Consider the following 16,315-nt stretch of genomic DNA (forward strand, 5'->3'; position numbering starts at 1 on the left):
GCCGGAAACGGGGCCGCTCCGCCACCGGAGCACGCGGGTGGCGGAGCGGCAGGCGTCGGGACTCAGGCGACGGGGAGCCGGTCGAACTTCTCCCACGCGCCGATGGTGGTGCGGTTGGCGATCAGCGGCTTGTTGCCCGCGCTGTCCGCCGACACGTACCCGCCGTTCACCGTCGCCCGCAGGCTGACCGTGCCGTCCGCGTTGTCGACGATGGTGAACGTCTCCCACGCGCCGACGGCGGCGCGGTTGGCGATCAGCGGCTTGTTGCCGGCGCTGTCCGCCGACACGTACTTGCCGTTCACCCGGGCCCGCAGCGCGACCAGGCCGCCTCCCGCGTCGACCACGTCGAACTGCTCCCACGCGCCCACGCTGTCGCGGTTGGCGATCAGCGGCTTGTTGCCCGCGCTGTCCGCCGAGACGATCTTGTTGTTCGCCCGGGCGCGGAACGCCACCGGCGCGGCGGGCACCGGCGCGCCGGTGAGCTGGGTGAGCGTGGGGTAGTCACCGTTGAACACGTTCTGGCTGTAGCTCGCCGGCTTGCTGGCGTCACCCGGCGCGTACTGCCAGATGGTCTCCGTCGACCAGCCGGCCGGCAGCGCCGGGCGGGTGGCGGTGTAGCCGGCGATGTCGAGCGGGTGGTTGCCGAAGGAGGCGTCGTTGCCGGTGCACGGGTTCCAGTAGTTGGCGTTCGTGTAGATCATCACCGGCCGGCCGAAGCGGGCCTGGAGCTGGTCGGTGAACGCGCGGAGCCAGGCCGACGTCTCGGCGGGGGTCAGGCCGTAGCAGGTGGGCGCGCCGTCCCAGTACGGCCACTCCACATCGATCATCGGCACGAGCGTCTGGGCGTCCTTGGCGAACCGCGCGTTGTCGGCGAAGAAGTTGGCCTCGACGATCGGGTTGCGACCGTCCGGCCGGGTGAAGTGGTAGGCGCCGACGAGCAGCCCGGCGGCCTTCGCGGCGGCGTAGTCCTCGGCGAAGTAGGGGTTGAGGTAGGTCTCCCCCTCGGTCGCCTTGACGTAGGCGAACTTGTAGCCCTGTGCGGCCAGCGCCGGCCAGTCGATCGGCCCGAGGTTGTGGTCGTGGCTGGCCACGTCCACCCCCTGGATGGTGTAACCGGCCGGGACGGCGGCTTTCGCCGAGACGGAACTGACCCGTGCGCCCGGCCTGACGCCGGCGTTCGCCCGGCCGTCGCCGTCGGGGGTGGCGCCGGCCGCACCGGCGGGCGCGGCGGTGCCCAGCGCCGCGCCGAGCACCAGCCCGGCGGCGGCCAACGTCGAGATCCATCGTCGTGACATGGGGCCTGACTCTAATCCGCCACAGTGGTCGCGCGTTGCCCCGTGAGCGCCGTCGGGGCCCGGGGTACGGCGGGTGCCCGATCACCCGACAGGCGGCAGTTTCCGTCGAGGATCGGGAAGACGTCTCGGGCCAGCGGTTGACAGGTCGACCCGCTGGGCCATGCTTGTCGGGTGAGTTCGTACCGGAAGTCCGATGCGCGGGTGAAGGCCGTCGTCGCGTCCCTGGCAACGGTGGCGGCGCTGGTGACCCTTGTGGTGTGGCGACCACCAGGCATCCTGTCGGTCGTCCTGGCCCTGACCTGCGTCGTGCTCGGCATGATCGCCGGGGTGACGATCACCACGGTCCGGCAGTCCGGCGACGCGGGCGAGCCCCCACCGGCCGAGACCTGGCCGCGCCCCGACCCCGGACACGGGTACGGAGTGGACGCCGACACGCTCGAGGCGATCGATCCGCGCGCGGTGCGGAACCTGCGGACCCCGGCCGCCCACCCGGTCGACGCGGACACGCTGGAGACGCTCGACCCGAGGTCGGTGCGGCAGCAGCAGCGCGCCGGGAACGGGCTCAGCGACCGGTGAGCGTGGGGCCGGCGAGCGCGTTCACGCCCTGCCCGGCCAGGCAGCGATAGGTCCGGTCGGATTCCGGGTCGGGCGGCGGCAGCACTTCCAGGTGCCACCCACTCGCGGGTTCGACGCCGCTGACCAGCCGGAACGTGCCGACGTTGCACACCTTGCGGACGGCCGGGTCGGCGGCGACCGCCCGGTACGCCGCCCCGGCGAGCCCGACGGGCAGGTCACCGGCGGCGTACGTCTCCCAGGTGTGCTGGCCGTCGCACGGCACCCGGCTCGCCTCGGCCCGGTCGCGGCGCAGCCGCACCGGGCCGTAGCACTCCAACTCGGGCGCGCAGCGTGCGCCGGCCGGGAGTCGGACGGCGGCGGACGCGCACCCGGGCGACGCAGCCACCCCGGCCACGCCTGTGGTCACCGGTGTCGTCGACACCGGCCGCGGTGGCCCGCCGGCCAGCCAGGCGCCCGCGCCGGCCGAGGCGGCGAGCGCGAGCACGCCGGCCCCGCCGAGGAACCAGCGCCTCGGCCAGCGCCGGCTCCGGGTCGGCACGGTCCGGTGGTCGTCCTCGACGGGAGGTCGCGGGCTCGGCCCGCCGGGACGGCCGTACGGGCCACCGCCGTGCACGCCGCCGCCCGGCGTGCCCGGGTCGAGCGGAAGCGCGGCGAGCATGCCCCGGAGCTCGACGGCGGAGGGGCGCTCACCCGGATCGTTCGACATGCCCAGACGGAGCACGTCGATCAACTCGTCGGGCACCCCGGGCAGGCCGGGAATCGGTTGCTGGAACATCTCCAGCACGGTCACCAGGCTCGGGTTGCGCTCGGACTGCCAGCGCGGCGGGCGGCCGTGCATCACGGCGTAGAGCGTGGCGCAGAGCGCGTAGACGTCGACGGCCGGGCTGGGCGGGCTGTGGCTGAACATCTCCGGCGGCGCGTACGCCGGGGTGAGCACCTCAAGCGTGACCGAGGCGTCGCGCACCTCGGCCAGCACCGCCAGGCCGAAGTCGGCGAGCACCGCCGAGTTGAACTCGGAGTGCAGGATGTTTGCCGGCTTGACGTCGCGGTGCAGCACGCCGGCCGCGTGCGAGTGGGCCAGCGCGTCGGCGATCTTCACGCCGAGGTCGCGGGTCTCCAGTGGGCCCAGCGGCGAGGTGCGCATCCGCTCCGCGTACGAGCCGTCGCAGAGCTCCATGATCAGATAGGGATGCTGGTCGACGGTGACCCCGACGTCGAAGAGGTCGACCACGTGCGGGTGCGACGACATCCGGCCGGCCGCGCGGGCCTCCCGCAGAAAGCGGGCCTGGTCGCGCTCGCTGTCGAGCGTGCGGTTCTCCACCTTGACGGCGACCTCACGGCCGACCGAGATCTGGGTGGCCCGGTAGACGGTGGCGTAACCACCGCGGGCAAACACCTCCAGACCGGTCAGGCCGGGCACGATGGGCAGCCGCAGGGCGCCGGGCGGGGTCTCGGTCACGGCTCGAAAATACCCAACGGTCCCGGTCGGTCAGCGCGCCGCGTCGGACGCCGGCGCCGGGACGGACCCGGCGGACCCGGTCGGTCGCACCGGTCGACGGGCGTCCCACCACAGGCCGGCGGCGGTCGCGAGCGCGCCCAGCCCCTCCCACGCGGCCACCCCGAAGAACCGCCCCGGCGCCACGTCGGAGAGCACCGCGATGGTGAACACGGTGAACGTGACAAGCCGGAACCAGACCGTGAAGCGGTAGAACGGCCGCCACTCGGTGGCGACTGCGAGCAGGTAGTAGACGCCCATGTTGAACGAGGCCATCGAGGACGCGGTGAGGAACGTCCCGGTGTAGTCGCCCGGGCCGCGTTCGGCCGGCACCTCGAAGCCGAGCAGGCGCAACTGCGTCTCCGGCCAGATCAGACCCAGCGCGCCGAGAAGCAACGCGAGGAGCCCGAACACCGCGATCGTCCAGCCGGCGCCGGAGCGCGGCAGCCTCATCGTCCCTCCCCCAGCGGCGATCGCCCGCGCGCACCGCTGCCCCACGCTAACCGGCCGCACCGACATGCACATCCCCGGAACCGGCAGAACCGCTGTTGTCGTCAGCCGGCGGCGAGGCGGGCCCGCAGCGCGTCGGCGGCGGCCCGCTCGCTGCGCTGCTCGGTGGCGTACGCCAGGCGCACCGCCTCCTCGGCGCTGCCCCTCGCCTCCACCTGACGCCCGTCCGCCGCCAGCGCCTCGGCCAGCACCATCCGCGCCACCACCTGACTGCGCACGTCCTCGGCCGGGGCGGCGACCGCCCGCCGCGCCCAGTCCAGCGCCTGCTCCCGCTGGCCGTACGCGAGCAACGCGCTCGCGTACCGGGCCATCGTCTGCCGGCGGGAGAACAGCAACGACGGCGCGTTGGCCGCCCCGGTGGCCACCGGGGCGAGCAGACCCACCGCGGTACCCGGGTCACCGGCCGCGACCCGGGCCATGGCGAGCAGCACCCGCGGCGCGACCTGGGCCGGCGCCTGCGGGTTGTGCGGCTCCACACTGGACAGCACCGACCGGGCCTCCCGTTCGGCGGTCTCGCAGTCACCCATGTCCAGCGCGACGAAGCCGCGCAGCGTGCCGGCCATCCCGGTGAGCAGCGGGTGGGTGGTGCGGTCGGCGTACCCGAGCGCCTCGCCGAACAGGTCGGCGGCGTGCTCCGGCTCGCCCAGCCCACGCGCCACCACGCCGCGCACCACGAGCGCGAAGCCCTGCCCCCAGTCGTCCCCCACCGCCGCGAACTCCCGGTACGCGCGCCGCGCCGCGCGGTCCGCCTCGGCCAGGTCGCCCAGCTCGGCGGTGGCGTACGCCTCGACCGCCCGCAGCGTGCCCACCGCCCACGCCTCGCCGACCCGCTCCCCGAACGGCAGGAACACGTTCGCCAGGCGGCACGCCTCCCGCAGCCGACCGGCGAGCAGCCGGGCGAACGCGGTGGTGCCGCGCAACCAGGCCCGCCCGTACGGGTCCTTCAGCTCGGCGAAGAGCCGGGCGGCCCGGCCGAGCACCGCGTCGGTGCCGGCGAAGTCGCCCCGGGTGGTGGTCACCCAGGCCAGGTTCTGCAACGACCAGGCCTGGCCGCGCGGGTCCTTCGCGGCGAGGCTGACCTGGTAGGAGGCGGCCAGCCGGCTGCTCGCCTGCCCCAGCCGGCCGGCGACGAAGTCGGCCATGCCGAGCCGGCGCATCGCCGAGGCCCGCAGGGTCGGCAGGCCGGCGTCGGTGGCCACCTGCAACGCCTCTGTGTAGCTGCGGTCGGCCCGCTCGGCGTCGCCCAGGGTCTGCTGCGCCTGACCGGCCAGCAGCAGCGCGGCGGCCCGGGTGGCCGCTTCGCCGGCGTTCGCGGCGATCTTCTCGGCCGAGGCGAGCGCGTCGGCCGGACGGCCGATCTGGAGCAGCGCCCGGGCGTGCACCACCCGGTCCGCCGGGGGAAGTCCGCCCCGGGCCAGCTCGGCCGCGCGCTCGGCGTACTCGACGGCGAGCGCCGGCTCCCCGACGCGCAGTGACCGGCGGGCGGCCCGGCCCAGCGCGGCCACGCCGAGGCCGGCGACCGCCCGGGCCGGCGCGTCCGGGCGGAGCTTGACCGCATCGGCGAGCGCGTTCGCCCGCTCGACGTGCGCGGCGACGAAGTCGTCCCGGGCGGCCTCGGTGAACCCGCCCGCGGGGGCGCCGGCCGGGTCCGTGCTCTCCGGCGCGGCCCAGCGGGCCAGTGCGGCGTGCCGGTCGGCCAGCTCGGCCTTGCTCACCCCGGCGTACGCGGCCTCCCGCATCAGCGGCGTGGCGAACGCGAAGCCGGTGCGCGTGCGGTGCAACATCCGGCGTTGCAGCAGCTCCTCGACGGCCCGTTCCCACTCGACCTCGGCCACCGCGGCGGGCCGTCCATCCCGCCCGACCCGCTCCTCGCGCAGCGCCTCGAGCGCGCCGGCGACGGCGGTGTCGCCGACGACCGCGGCGTCGCGCAGCACCGAGCGGGCGTCCGGCGGCAGCGCGTCGATGCGGGCGGCGAGGACGGCGGCCAGGTCCCGGGAGAGCAGCCGGCTGCCGAGCGAGCCGGGGGCCAGGTGCCAGGCCACGTCCGTGCCGCGCCCCGCGCCCGCGGTCAGCGCACCGCGCTCCATCAGCAGGGTGACCAGTTCGGCCAGGTAGAACGGGTTGCCCTGGGCGGTGGCGAGGAGCCGGTCCGCGTCGGGCTGCGGCAGCCGGCCGCCGCCCAGATAGCTGGTGAGCAGCCGGGCCGCGTCCGCGCCGCGCAGCGGCGGCAGCGCGTGCACCTCGGCGTCCGCGAGCCGGGTCAGCACGCCTGCGGTCCGCACCAGCTCGGGGCGGCCGAGCAGCAGCACCAGCACCGGCCCGGCCAGCCGGTTGAGGGCAAGCGCGAGCGCCTTGACCGTCTCGGCGGTGGCGTCGTGCAGGTCGTCCACCACGATCACCATGGGCGCCTCGCCGGCGAGCGCGTTGAGCAGGTCGGCGACCGCGTTCGGCACCGCCTCGGCGTCCGCGGGCGGGGCGGCGGCGTTCCACTCGACGCTGTCCGCGGCGGGCGGCAGTTCGGCGTACCCGAGCAGGGCCAGAAGCTGGTCCACGGCGATCTGCGGCGGGTCGCCGGGGAGCCGGGCGAGACGCTGGCCGAGCCGGCGCAGCCGTTCCTCGACGGCCGCCCGGGTGACCGCGGTCGCCGGGTCGCCGGGCAGGCCGACCGCGGCGCGGACCAGGTCGGCCAGGGGCGCCAGCCGGCGTCGCTCACCGAACGCGGCGCAGCGGACCGAGAGCACCCGGGCGCCGGTGTGCGCCGCGTAGCGGCCGGCGCCGACGTCGTAGCCGGCGGCGAGGCGCTCCACCTCGGCGGCGAACCGGGACTTGCCGATGCCCGCCTCGGCGGTCATCAGCAGCACCCGCGGCTCGCCCCGGTCGATCACCTCGGCGAGCCGGCCGGCGACCCGGCCGATCTCGGTCTCCCGGCCCACGTAGGGCGCCTCGTCGCCGAGACCGGACCGGGTGCCCGGGGCGTCCAGCAGGCCCAGCAGCTCGTACGCCTCGACCGGCTCGCGCTTGCCCTTGAGCCGCAGCGGGCGCAGCGCCCGCCAGGAGGCGACGTGCCGGGTCGCGGCGGAGGTGCGCGCGCCGGCGTAGATCGCGCCGACGGCGGCGGCGTCGGCGAGCCGCGCGGCGGTGTTCACCGTGTCGCCGATGACCGTGTACTCGATCGCGGCCTGGATGCCGGCGATGACGTCCCCGGTGTTGAGCCCGACCCGCAGGCCCAGCGGCGCGCCGCCGCCCCGCTCGTCGTCGAGCACCCGGCGGACGGCCCGCTGCATGGACAACGCCGCCCGCACCGCCCGCTCGGCGTCGTCCTCGTGCGCGACAGGCGCGCCGAAGACCGCCATGATCCCGTCGCCGGTGAGCTTGTCGACGTGCCCACCGAACGTCTTGACCGCGCCGGCCAGGGCGGCCAGCACCCGGTCGGTGACCGCCCCGACCCGCTCCGGGTCGAGGTCCTCCGACCAGGAGGTGAACTCGGAGAGGTCACCGAAGAGCACGGTGACCACCCGACGCTCGGCGGCCGGCAGCGTGGCGGCGGCCGGCAGCGCCGCGCCGCAGTTGTGGCAGAACTTCGCGCCGGGCACGGCGACGGTCCCGCACACCGGGCAGGTCACGGCTGTTCCACCCCGAGGTGTTCGAGCTGGGCGCGGACCGACCATTCGGCGGCCCACCACAGCGACCGGTCCACGTCGGCGTAGACCACGGCGACCACCTCGGCGGCGGTGGTCGCGCCGGCGGCCACGGCGGCGCGCACCTGGTCGAGCCGGGCCCGCCGGTGGGCCAGGTAGGACTCGGCCGCCGCGCCGCAGTCGGCGAGCGCCGGGCCGTGCCCCGGCAGCGCCGGAATCCCCCGGTACGCCGAGAGCAGTTCCAGGCTCGACAGGTAGTCACCGAGGTGCCCGTCCGGGTGGGCGACCACGGTGGTGCCCCGGCCGAGGATGGTGTCGCCGGTCAGCACCGCCGGCTGGTCGTCGTGCTCGACCAGGAGGCAGACCGAGTCGGCGGTGTGCCCGGGGGTGGGCAGCAGCCGGATGCCGAGACCCGGGTCGGGCAGGGTGGCGGCGGTCAGCGGCGTGCCACCGATGGTGTGCGCTGGATCGGCGGCGAGCACCGGCACGCCGCCGAGCAGCTCGCTGCACCGGGGCGCGCCCTCGGTGTGGTCCGGGTGCCCGTGTGTGATCAGCACGAGCCCGACCGGCCCGTGCGCCGCGATCGCGGCCAGGTGCCCCTCGTCGGCCGGACCGGGATCGACCACCACGGCCGGCGCGTCGGGGGTGGGCCGCAGCACCCAGGTGTTCGTCCCGTCGAGCGTCATCGGCCCGGGGTTGGGCGCGCGGAGCAACGTCACCCATGCCGGCAACCCGTCCGCCAGCGCTCCCGCGGCCCCCGTCACACGCCCACCCATGGCAGCGATCGTACGACCCCGCCGGCCACACTCCGCGATCTTGCAGGTCCGGCCCCCGGGTTTGTCCTCGTTCGAGGCTTGTGCCCGGGGGCGGACCCACAGGATCGCGTTATCCGACCTCGACGATGAGTTCCACCTCGACGGGGGCGTCGAGCGGCAGCTCGGCCACGCCGACGGCACTACGGGCGTGCCGGCCGGCCTCGCCGAAGACCGCGCCGAGCAGGTCGGACGCGCCGTTGATCACTCCGGGCTGGCCGGTGAAACCGGACGCGCTGGCCACGAAGCCGGTCAGCTTCACGACCTTGACCACGTTCTCCAGCCCGACCAGCGCGTCGACCGCGGCGAGCGCGTTGAGCGCGCACCGCTGCGCCAGGTCCTTGGCCTGCTCGGCGGAGACGCCGTTGCCGACCTTGCCGGTGGCGAGCAACTTGCCCTCGGCCATCGGGAGCTGACCGGAGACGTAGACGTGCTGCCCGGACTGGACGGCCGGCACGTAGCTGGCCACCGGCGGCACGACCTCGGGCAGTTCGAGACCGAGCTCGGCGAGCTTCGCGTGGGGTCCGTTGCTCATCTGGTCAGCCCTTCGGGCGCTTCAGGTACGCGACGAGCTGCTCCGGGTTCGGGCCGGGCACCACGGAGACCAGCTCCCAGCCGTCCTCACCCCAGTTGTCGAGGATCTGCTTGGTCGCGTGGACCAGCAGCGGGACCGTGGCGTATTCCCACTTCTGCATCGGCGGAAGGCTCCCTTGCCTGACGTGGACTTCGGTCAGGCACAGCCTACGGTCCGGCGGCCTCAGCCAGTCGCGGGACGCTGCTCCGGCGCGGGCGGCTCGCCGCAGGGCCCCTCGTGCTCGTAGCGCTGCGGGCAGCGGCTGCGGTCGGTCAGCAGCAGGTCACAGAAGACGCGGTGCCTGTTGTTCTGGTCGTCCGCCGTGGAGACGGTGGTCTCGCCGGCGTCCAACTCGGCGAGGAAGCCCAGCGAGGTGGCCACGATGCCGGCGAGCGAGGTGGCCGACGCCAGGTCGGGGACCCGCACCGGCAGGTGGATGACGTAGCCGGGCTCCTCCTCGTCCCGGCCTCGGACGGCCGGCCGGACCAGCGTCCGGACCACCTCCGCCGCGGGACGGTACGAGCGCTCGTTGAACGGTGTGCCCGCGCCCGGGCCGTCGGCGTCGCCGGGCCGCGCGGCCCGGTCACCGGGGGGAAACTGGGCTCGGGGAACGTTCTCCGCGTCGCGCATGCGCTGCCTCCGGGCGTCATACCTGCTCATCAACACCACCATGCGGCTCGGCCTCCCCCGGTCCGGTCACCGCTTCGCGACGAACGTAGGGCGCACCCGCCCGCTTCGACAACGGGGCGCGCACATCTGATCACATTAAGTCACATATGCGACACAAGGCTGGTCCGGAACGCGACGGCGGTTTCCCATCCGGTCCGCCACGCGGGCGGGGCTGGCAAGCGGCCCGCCGACCGCTACCCTTCCGGACTGGGCGGTCGCGGTCGCTCGCCCACCACCTCGACCCGTGCCCGTCGCCTGGGGCGGCGACGGGCGCGCCGCAACCCGGGGGAGTCCGATGACCCAACCGCCCGCCGGTGGTGCCACCGGCATGCCCGGCGACCCGATCCCGCAACCGGTGTCCGCCGGAGCCACGCCGCCGGCCGGTCCCGGCCAGCCGGCGCACGCAGCCACACCACCGCCGTACCCGCCGGGGGGTGGCCCGCGTAAGCGCCGGTCCCTGCTGATCGTCTCGATCGTGCTGGTCGCGGCGGTCCTGCTCTGCGGCGGCGGCGGCACGGCCGCGTTCCTCGCCCTCCGCAACAGCGAGGGCGGCCGGGGCGCGGAGGAGCCGCAGGTCGCGGTGGACGGCTTCCTCAAGGCCGTCTACCAGGAACAGGACGCCGAGAAAGCGGCCACGTTCGTCTGCTCCGCGGCCCGCGACGACGACCGGATCGCCGCCAAGGTCGCCGAGGTGCAGAAGTACGCCGGGCAGTACCAGAACCCGCGCTTCCGCTGGACCAACCCGACCGTGGACAACCAGACCGGGGACCGCGCCACGGTCTCCACCCGGGTCACCATGACCACCGCCGACGAGAAGGTCGCCGACCAGGAGTTGCGCTTCACCGTGGTGCGGAAGACGGGTTGGTGGGTCTGCGAGGTCGCCTGATCCCGCCGGCTGGTTAGGCTCGACGGGTGGCAGCGAGTGAGCAGTCGGCCGAGTCCGCCGGCAGATGGCCGGGCCGCCTGCACGTGGTGACCGGCAAGGGCGGCACGGGAAAGACAAGCGTCGCCGCCGCGCTGGCCCTCGGGCTGGCCGGCGGGGGCCGGCGCACCCTGCTCGTCGAGGTGGAGGGGCGGCAGGGCATCGCCCAGCTCTTCGACACCGACCCGCTGCCCTACGAGGAACGGCACCTCACCGACGCCTCCGGCGGCGGTGAGGTGCGGGCCCTGGCGGTCGACGCCGAGGAGGCCCTCCTCGAATACCTGGACATGTTCTACAAGCTCGGCGCGGCCGGCCGGGCGTTGCGCAAGCTCGGTGCGATCGACTTCGCCACCACGATCGCCCCGGGCCTGCGGGACGTGCTGCTCACCGGCAAGGTCAAGGAGGCCACCACCCGCACCAGCGGGTCGCGCCGGGCGTACGACGCGGTGGTGCTGGACGCGCCGCCGACCGGGCGGATCGGCCGCTTCCTCAACGTCACCGCGGAGACCGCCCGGCTCGCCAAGGTCGGCCCGATCAAGACCCAGAGCGAGGGCGTCTCCGCGCTGCTCCGCTCGCCGATGACCTCGGTGCACGTGGTGACGCTGCTGGAGGAGATGCCGGTCCAGGAGACGCTCGACGCGGTGGCCGACCTGACCCAGTTGGGCTTCCCGGTCGGCCGGGTGATCGTCAACGCGGTCCGCCCGCCGGTCCCGGCCGGTCGCGCGGTCAGCGCGGCGGAGCTGAAGCGGGGGTTGGCCGCCGCCGGCCTGCCCACCGACGCGCGGACCGTGGCGGGCCTCGCCGAGGAGGCCCGCGACCAGCGGGTACGCCGTGACCTGGAGGACTCGCTGCGGGGCGATCTGGTGGAGTTGGGGCTGCCCCTGACCGAGCTGCCGCTGCTGCCCGACGGGGTCGACCGGGCGGGGCTGGAGACGCTCGCCGAGGCGCTCGTCCGGGCGGATTGACTCACACCTGCGGCCGGCACGGAGCAGAGAGCCCCTCGGGACCGATACGCTCGATTGGTGCCTTCCGAAGACGCGGCGCCTCCGCTGGACGTCGACCAGATCCTCGCCGACCCGGGCGTGCGGATCGTGGTCTGTTGCGGGGCGGGCGGTGTGGGCAAGACGACCACCGCCGCGGCGCTGGCGCTGCGGGCGGCCGAACGGCACGGCCGGCGGACCGTGGTGCTCACCATCGACCCGGCCCGCCGGCTCGCGCAGTCGCTCGGCCTGACCGAGCTGGACAACACGCCCCGCCAGGTCAAGGGCATCGACGTCGAGGACAGTGGCGGTGAGCTGCACGCCATGATGCTCGACATGAAGCGCACGTTCGACGACGTGGTGCTCCAGCACACCGACCCGGCGAAGGCGGCGGAGATCTTCGCCAACCCCTTCTACCAGGCGATGAGTTCCACCTTCGCCGGCACGCAGGAATACATGGCGATGGAGAAGCTGGGCCAGTTGCACGCCCGCGGCGACTGGGACCTGATCGTGGTGGACACCCCGCCGTCGCGCTCCGCGCTCGACTTCCTCGACGCGCCGGCCCGGCTGTCCCGGTTCCTCGACGGCCGGATGCTACGGCTGCTGCTGGCTCCGGCGCGCAGTGGCGGGCGGAGCATGTTCAGCCTGGTCACGGCGAGCTTCGGGATGTTCTCGAAGGTGGTGCAGAAGGTGCTCGGCGCGCAGTTGCTCACCGACCTGTCCGGCTTCGTCGCCGCGCTCGACTCGATGTTCGGCGGGTTCCGCCAACGGGCCGAGCAGACGTACCGGATCCTCCAGGCCGGGGAGACCGCGTTCCTGCTTGTCGCGGCGCCGGAGCCGGACGCGGTCCGGGAGGCCGCCTACTTCGCCGGCCGGCTACGCGACGAGCGGATGCCGCTGGCCGGGCTGGTGCTCAACCGGGTGCACCGGCCCGCGGCGGCGGGGCTGTCCGCGGAGCGGAGCCTGGCCGCCGCGGAGCGGCTGGCGGCCTCCGGCGGGCACGAGGGCGCCGCGGAGGTGCTGCGCGCGCACGCCGCGCTGGCCCAGCAGGCGGTACGCGAGCAGCGGGTGGCGGCCCGGTTCACCGAGGCGTTCCCGGCGGTGCCTGCGGTGTCGGTGCCGGCGCAGCCCGCCGACGTGCACGACGTCGACGGGCTGCGGACGATCGGCGAGGCGATCAGCCGGCGGTGAACGGCCGACCGCCCGACGGTCAGGTGGCGGTGGTGACCAGCACCTTGTCCTTGCCGGACTTGTCCTTGGCGTTCTTCCTCATGGCCGCCTCGAACATCTTGCGCCAGCTCGTCACCTGCGGGTGCCGGCGCAACAGCGCCCGGCGTTCGCGTTCGGTCATGCCACCCCACACCCCGAACTCGATCCGGTTGTCGAGCGCGTCGGCCAGGCACTCGTACCGAACTGGGCAGCTCCGGCAGATCCTCTTCGCCACGTTCTGTTCGGCGCCCTGTACGAACAACGCGTCCGGGTCCCCGTTCTGACACGCCGCCAGTGACGGCCAGTCAGTGATCATGCCCATCTGTACTCGTCCCCCCTTGCAGTACCTACCGACCTCGTGCGAGCGGCCCGGACTTCCCCCCGGTCGTCCGGCCGTCATCATCATGCTGGGTAGTCGTATGATTACGCAACGTTGTCGGCCAAATCCATCATTCCGGACACTCCCGGCTTACCGGGCCTTCGCCCGCCGACTACCCGTCCCCGGTACGGAAAAACGCCGCGCCGCTCCCCGAGATCGGCGACGACTTCCTGCGGATCTCACGCAACCCCGGACCAGGGCTCGTGCGTTTAGCACAACGAGGCCGGCGCGTGATGGAAATGGGGAAAGTTCCCCGTGCGCCGGCCGTTCCCTGCTCGCGTACCCTGTCGAGGTGACTTGGATGCGGAAACGTGACCACAATGTGCTGACCAACGCCGCATCGCTGCTGATCTGTGGCCTGCTGGCCGGCGTGGTGGTCGCCGCGGCGGCCTTCCCTGCGGTAGCGATGTCCGGCCTTGCCGCCAAGGCGGGCGCCGAGACATTCGGCGCGCTGCCCAAGGAGCTGACGGTGGCCCGCGCTCCGCAGATCACCTATCTGCTCGCCTCCGACGGCAAGACGCCGCTGGCGACCATGTACGACGAGAACCGCAAGGACGTCAAGCTCAAGGACGTCTCGCCGATCATGCAGAAGGCTCTCATCGCGGCGGAGGACCACGAGTTCTACAAGCACAACGGCGTCGACCTCAACGGCGTGGCCCGGGCGTTCGTCAACAACCAGTCCTCCGGCTCCTCCCAGCAGGGCGCGTCGACGCTCACCATGCAGTACGTCCGGCTGGCCATCTCCTACTCGGCGACCCACCCGGCCGACGTGGTCGCCGCCACCGAGGACACCAGCGCCCGGAAGCTGCGCGAGATGAGCCTCGCCCTCCAGGTCGACAAGGAGCTGTCCAAGGACGAGATCCTGGAGCGCTACCTGAACATCGCCGCATTCGGCAACGGCGCGTACGGCATCTACGCCGCCAGCCAGGTCTACTTCGGCAAGCCGCCGAGCAAGCTCGACATCCAGGAGTCGGCGATGCTCGCCGGCATGGTGAAGGCGCCGACCGCGTTCGACCCGACCACGAAGGCCGGCTACCCGGAGGCGGTCGGCCGGCGCGACTACGTCATCCAGAACATGGTGCAGATCGGCGCGATCACCCAGGCGGAGGCGGACGCCGCCAAGAAGATCAAGCTGGTGGTGAAGGACAAGCGCACCCCGAACGGCTGCGTGCAGACCAGCACCAACTCCTGGGGCTTCTTCTGCGACTTCTTCTACCGCTGGTGGCTCGGGCAGGAGACGTTCGGCGGCACCACGTACGACCGTGAGCGGCGGCTGAAGAGCGGCGGCTACACCATCGTCACGAGCATGGACGTGCAGGCGCAGAAGGCCGCCGACAAGGCCGTCCGCAACCACCTGAGCGAGAGCAGCAAGGCGGCCCGGATGGTGGCCGTGATCGAGCCCGGCACCGGTCGGGTCCGGGCCGTGGCGACGAACCGCAAGTTCAAGATCGACGACCCGAAGCACCCGCAGAACAAGCTCGCCAGTGAGCCGAAGAAGGCCAAGAAGAAGATCCGGGGCAACTACCCCAACACGGTGAACCCGTTGATCACCGGCGGCCCGGGCATCTCCGGCTATCAGGCCGGCTCGACCTTCAAGATCTTCACGTTGGTGGCCGCGCTGGAGAAGGGCTACCCGCTCAGCTACCCGATCGACGCCCAGCCGGTCTTCAAGTCGGACTACCCGGTCAAGTTCAACTCACCGGCCGCCTGCCCGGGCACCAGCAAGTACTGCCCGAAGAACGCCAACCCGGCGATGGCCGGCATGCACAACATGTGGAGCGGCTTCAGCTTCTCGGTCAACACGTTCTTCATCGACCTCCAGCAGCGGGTCGGCGCGGAGAACGTGGTCAAGGCGGCGCAGAAGCTCGGCATCACGTTCCGCTCGTCGAATGACGCCCTGCTCGCGGCCGACGCGCACCAGTGGGGCGCGTTCAGCCTCGGCGTCTCGCAGACCACGCCGCTGGAACTCGCCAACGCCTACGCCACGCTCGCCGCCGACGGCAAATACTGCGAGCCGATCCCGGTGCAGGAGATCCGCGGGCCGGACGGCGACAAGCTCGACATCGCCAACCCGCACTGCGAGCAGCGGGTCAGCACCGAGGTGGCCCGCGCCGCCGTGGACGCCGCCCGCTGCCCGGTCGGTGACCACTCCTCCACCTCGAAGTGCGGCCCCTCCGCCACCGCCGGCAACGTCCACGGCATCGTCAAGGCGCCGGTGGCCGGCAAGTCCGGCACCACCGACGGCGACAAGACCTCCGCCCTGGTCGCCATGACCAAGCAGTACGCGGTCGCCGGCATCATGGCCGACCCGGACTGGGCGCAGACCACCCAGAAAATGGGCCATGACGTGAAGAACGGCATCAACCCGGCCGTCTACGAGACGCTGCGCGACGCCATGAAGGGCAAGGAGCGGAAAAACTTCACCCCGCCGAGCGGCAAGATCGTCATGGGTGACCAGCGCTCGATCCCCGGCGTGAAGTGCGAGTCGGTCGACACCGCCAAGTCACGGATCAAGGGCGCCGGCTTCGAGCCGGTCGTCTCCAGCAACCGGGTGCCCTCGGAGTGCCCGGCGGGCAGCGCGGCCGGCACCAGCCCGGACGGGCGCACCATCAAGGGCGGCGTGGTCCTGATCGAGGTCAGCTCCGGCCAGGGCGCGCCGAAACCGGGTAACTCCGGCGGGCCGGACACGCCCCCGAACCCGGGCAACGGGCGGCCTGGACGCCGCTGACCGGGAAGCGACGACAACGGGCGGGCACCCCAAGCGGGTGCCCGCCCGTTCCGTTCGTGCGGACGAACCTCAGAGGCCGAGCTGCCGGCGTACCTCGGCGGCCACCCGGCCCCCCTCGGCCCGGCCCGCCACCGCGGCCTGGGCCGCCTTCATGGCCGGGCCCATCTGCGACTTGCCGGTGAAGCCGCCCGCGGCGAGCGCCCCCGACACCAGCTCGGCCAACTCGTCGTCGGGAAGCTGCTTCGGCAGGTAGCGCTCCAGCACCGCACCCTCCGCGGTCTCCTTGCCGGCCTGCTCGGCGCGCCCGGCGTCGGCGAAGGCGGTCGCCGCCTCGCGCCGCTTCTTCGCCTCCTTGGTCAGCACCGCGAGCACCTCGTCGTCGCTGAGCTCGCGCTTTTCCCGGCCGGCGACCTCGGCGTTGCCGACGGCCGCGAGGGCCATCCGCAGCGTGGAGGTGGTCAGCTCGTCGCGGGCCTTGAGGGCGGCGCGCATGTCGGTGGTGAGACGGTCCTTCAGCGTGCTCATGGA

General features: G+C 73.5%; 15 protein-coding genes. 5 read left to right on the forward strand and 10 right to left on the reverse strand.

The features are described from left to right. Nucleotides 1-62 precede the first annotated feature (62 nt). Nucleotides 63-1,295, reverse strand: a complete 1,233-nt coding sequence (locus O7619_RS01905) for a GH25 family lysozyme (protein WP_282285293.1) — start codon at nt 1,293-1,295, stop codon at nt 63-65. 171 nt (nt 1,296-1,466) lie between these two features. On the opposite strand from O7619_RS01905, the gene O7619_RS01910 reads away from it, so the two are divergent. After that, complete coding sequence (locus O7619_RS01910; protein WP_282285294.1) at nt 1,467-1,871, forward strand: hypothetical protein; 405 nt, start codon at nt 1,467-1,469, stop codon at nt 1,869-1,871. On the opposite strand, the gene O7619_RS01915 is transcribed toward O7619_RS01910, so the two are convergent. The 7 genes from O7619_RS01915 to O7619_RS01945 all read right to left on the reverse strand — a co-directional run bounded on the left by O7619_RS01915 (nt 1,858) and on the right by O7619_RS01945 (nt 9,530). Then, on the reverse strand, nt 1,858-3,330 hold the full coding sequence (locus O7619_RS01915; protein WP_282285295.1) for a serine/threonine-protein kinase: 1,473 nt from the start codon (nt 3,328-3,330) through the stop codon (nt 1,858-1,860). The two genes, O7619_RS01910 and O7619_RS01915, sit on opposite strands and share 14 nt — an antisense overlap. Before the next feature lie 30 nt (nt 3,331-3,360). Continuing rightward, on the reverse strand, nt 3,361-3,819 hold the full coding sequence (locus O7619_RS01920; protein WP_282285296.1) for a hypothetical protein: 459 nt from the start codon (nt 3,817-3,819) through the stop codon (nt 3,361-3,363). Between the two features lie 101 nt (nt 3,820-3,920). Then, a complete protein-coding gene (locus O7619_RS01925) occupies nt 3,921-7,499 on the reverse strand; it encodes an adenylate/guanylate cyclase domain-containing protein (RefSeq protein WP_282285297.1) in 3,579 nt (1,192 codons plus the stop codon). Beyond that, nucleotides 7,496-8,290, reverse strand: coding sequence for an MBL fold metallo-hydrolase (locus tag O7619_RS01930; protein ID WP_282285298.1), 795 nt, complete (start codon nt 8,288-8,290; stop codon nt 7,496-7,498). The genes O7619_RS01925 and O7619_RS01930 overlap by 4 nt, the downstream gene beginning before the upstream one ends. Before the next feature lie 109 nt (nt 8,291-8,399). Beyond that, complete coding sequence (locus O7619_RS01935; protein WP_282285299.1) at nt 8,400-8,861, reverse strand: RidA family protein; 462 nt, start codon at nt 8,859-8,861, stop codon at nt 8,400-8,402. Nucleotides 8,862-8,865: 4 nt separating this feature from the next. Continuing rightward, nucleotides 8,866-9,021, reverse strand: coding sequence for a DUF4177 domain-containing protein (locus tag O7619_RS01940; protein ID WP_013289021.1), 156 nt, complete (start codon nt 9,019-9,021; stop codon nt 8,866-8,868). A gap of 62 nt (nt 9,022-9,083) precedes the next feature. Continuing rightward, a complete protein-coding gene (locus O7619_RS01945) occupies nt 9,084-9,530 on the reverse strand; it encodes a hypothetical protein (RefSeq protein WP_282288641.1) in 447 nt (148 codons plus the stop codon). A 334-nt stretch (nt 9,531-9,864) separates the two neighbouring features. On the opposite strand from O7619_RS01945, the gene O7619_RS01950 reads away from it, so the two are divergent. Genes O7619_RS01950 through O7619_RS01960 form a run of 3 tightly spaced genes read left to right on the forward strand, consistent with a single transcriptional unit; the run spans nt 9,865 to nt 12,662 of the window. Then, on the forward strand, nt 9,865-10,455 hold the full coding sequence (locus tag O7619_RS01950) for a hypothetical protein (RefSeq protein ID WP_282285300.1): 591 nt from the start codon (nt 9,865-9,867) through the stop codon (nt 10,453-10,455). 26 nt (nt 10,456-10,481) lie between these two features. Next, nucleotides 10,482-11,456 (forward strand): ArsA-related P-loop ATPase, encoded by a 975-nt coding sequence (locus O7619_RS01955; RefSeq protein ID WP_282285302.1) that lies wholly within the window; start codon nt 10,482-10,484, stop codon nt 11,454-11,456. Nucleotides 11,457-11,510: 54 nt separating this feature from the next. Further along, nucleotides 11,511-12,662 (forward strand): ArsA-related P-loop ATPase, encoded by a 1,152-nt coding sequence (locus O7619_RS01960; protein ID WP_282285303.1) that lies wholly within the window; start codon nt 11,511-11,513, stop codon nt 12,660-12,662. Between the two features lie 19 nt (nt 12,663-12,681). Here O7619_RS01960 and O7619_RS01965 read toward each other — a convergent pair whose 3' ends face one another. Continuing rightward, nucleotides 12,682-13,002, reverse strand: coding sequence for a WhiB family transcriptional regulator (locus tag O7619_RS01965; RefSeq protein WP_282285304.1), 321 nt, complete (start codon nt 13,000-13,002; stop codon nt 12,682-12,684). A 358-nt stretch (nt 13,003-13,360) separates the two neighbouring features. On the opposite strand from O7619_RS01965, the gene O7619_RS01970 reads away from it, so the two are divergent. After that, nucleotides 13,361-15,787, forward strand: coding sequence for a transglycosylase domain-containing protein (locus O7619_RS01970; protein WP_282285305.1), 2,427 nt, complete (start codon nt 13,361-13,363; stop codon nt 15,785-15,787). A gap of 69 nt (nt 15,788-15,856) precedes the next feature. Here the strand turns inward: O7619_RS01970 and O7619_RS01975 are convergent, their stop codons facing one another. Continuing rightward, a complete protein-coding gene (locus O7619_RS01975) occupies nt 15,857-16,312 on the reverse strand; it encodes a GatB/YqeY domain-containing protein (protein ID WP_282285306.1) in 456 nt (151 codons plus the stop codon). Between the last annotated feature and the right edge of the window lie 3 nt (nt 16,313-16,315).

Origin of the sequence: Micromonospora sp. WMMD998, assembly GCF_029581235.1 — a bacterium.
GTDB lineage: Bacteria > Actinomycetota > Actinomycetes > Mycobacteriales > Micromonosporaceae > Micromonospora.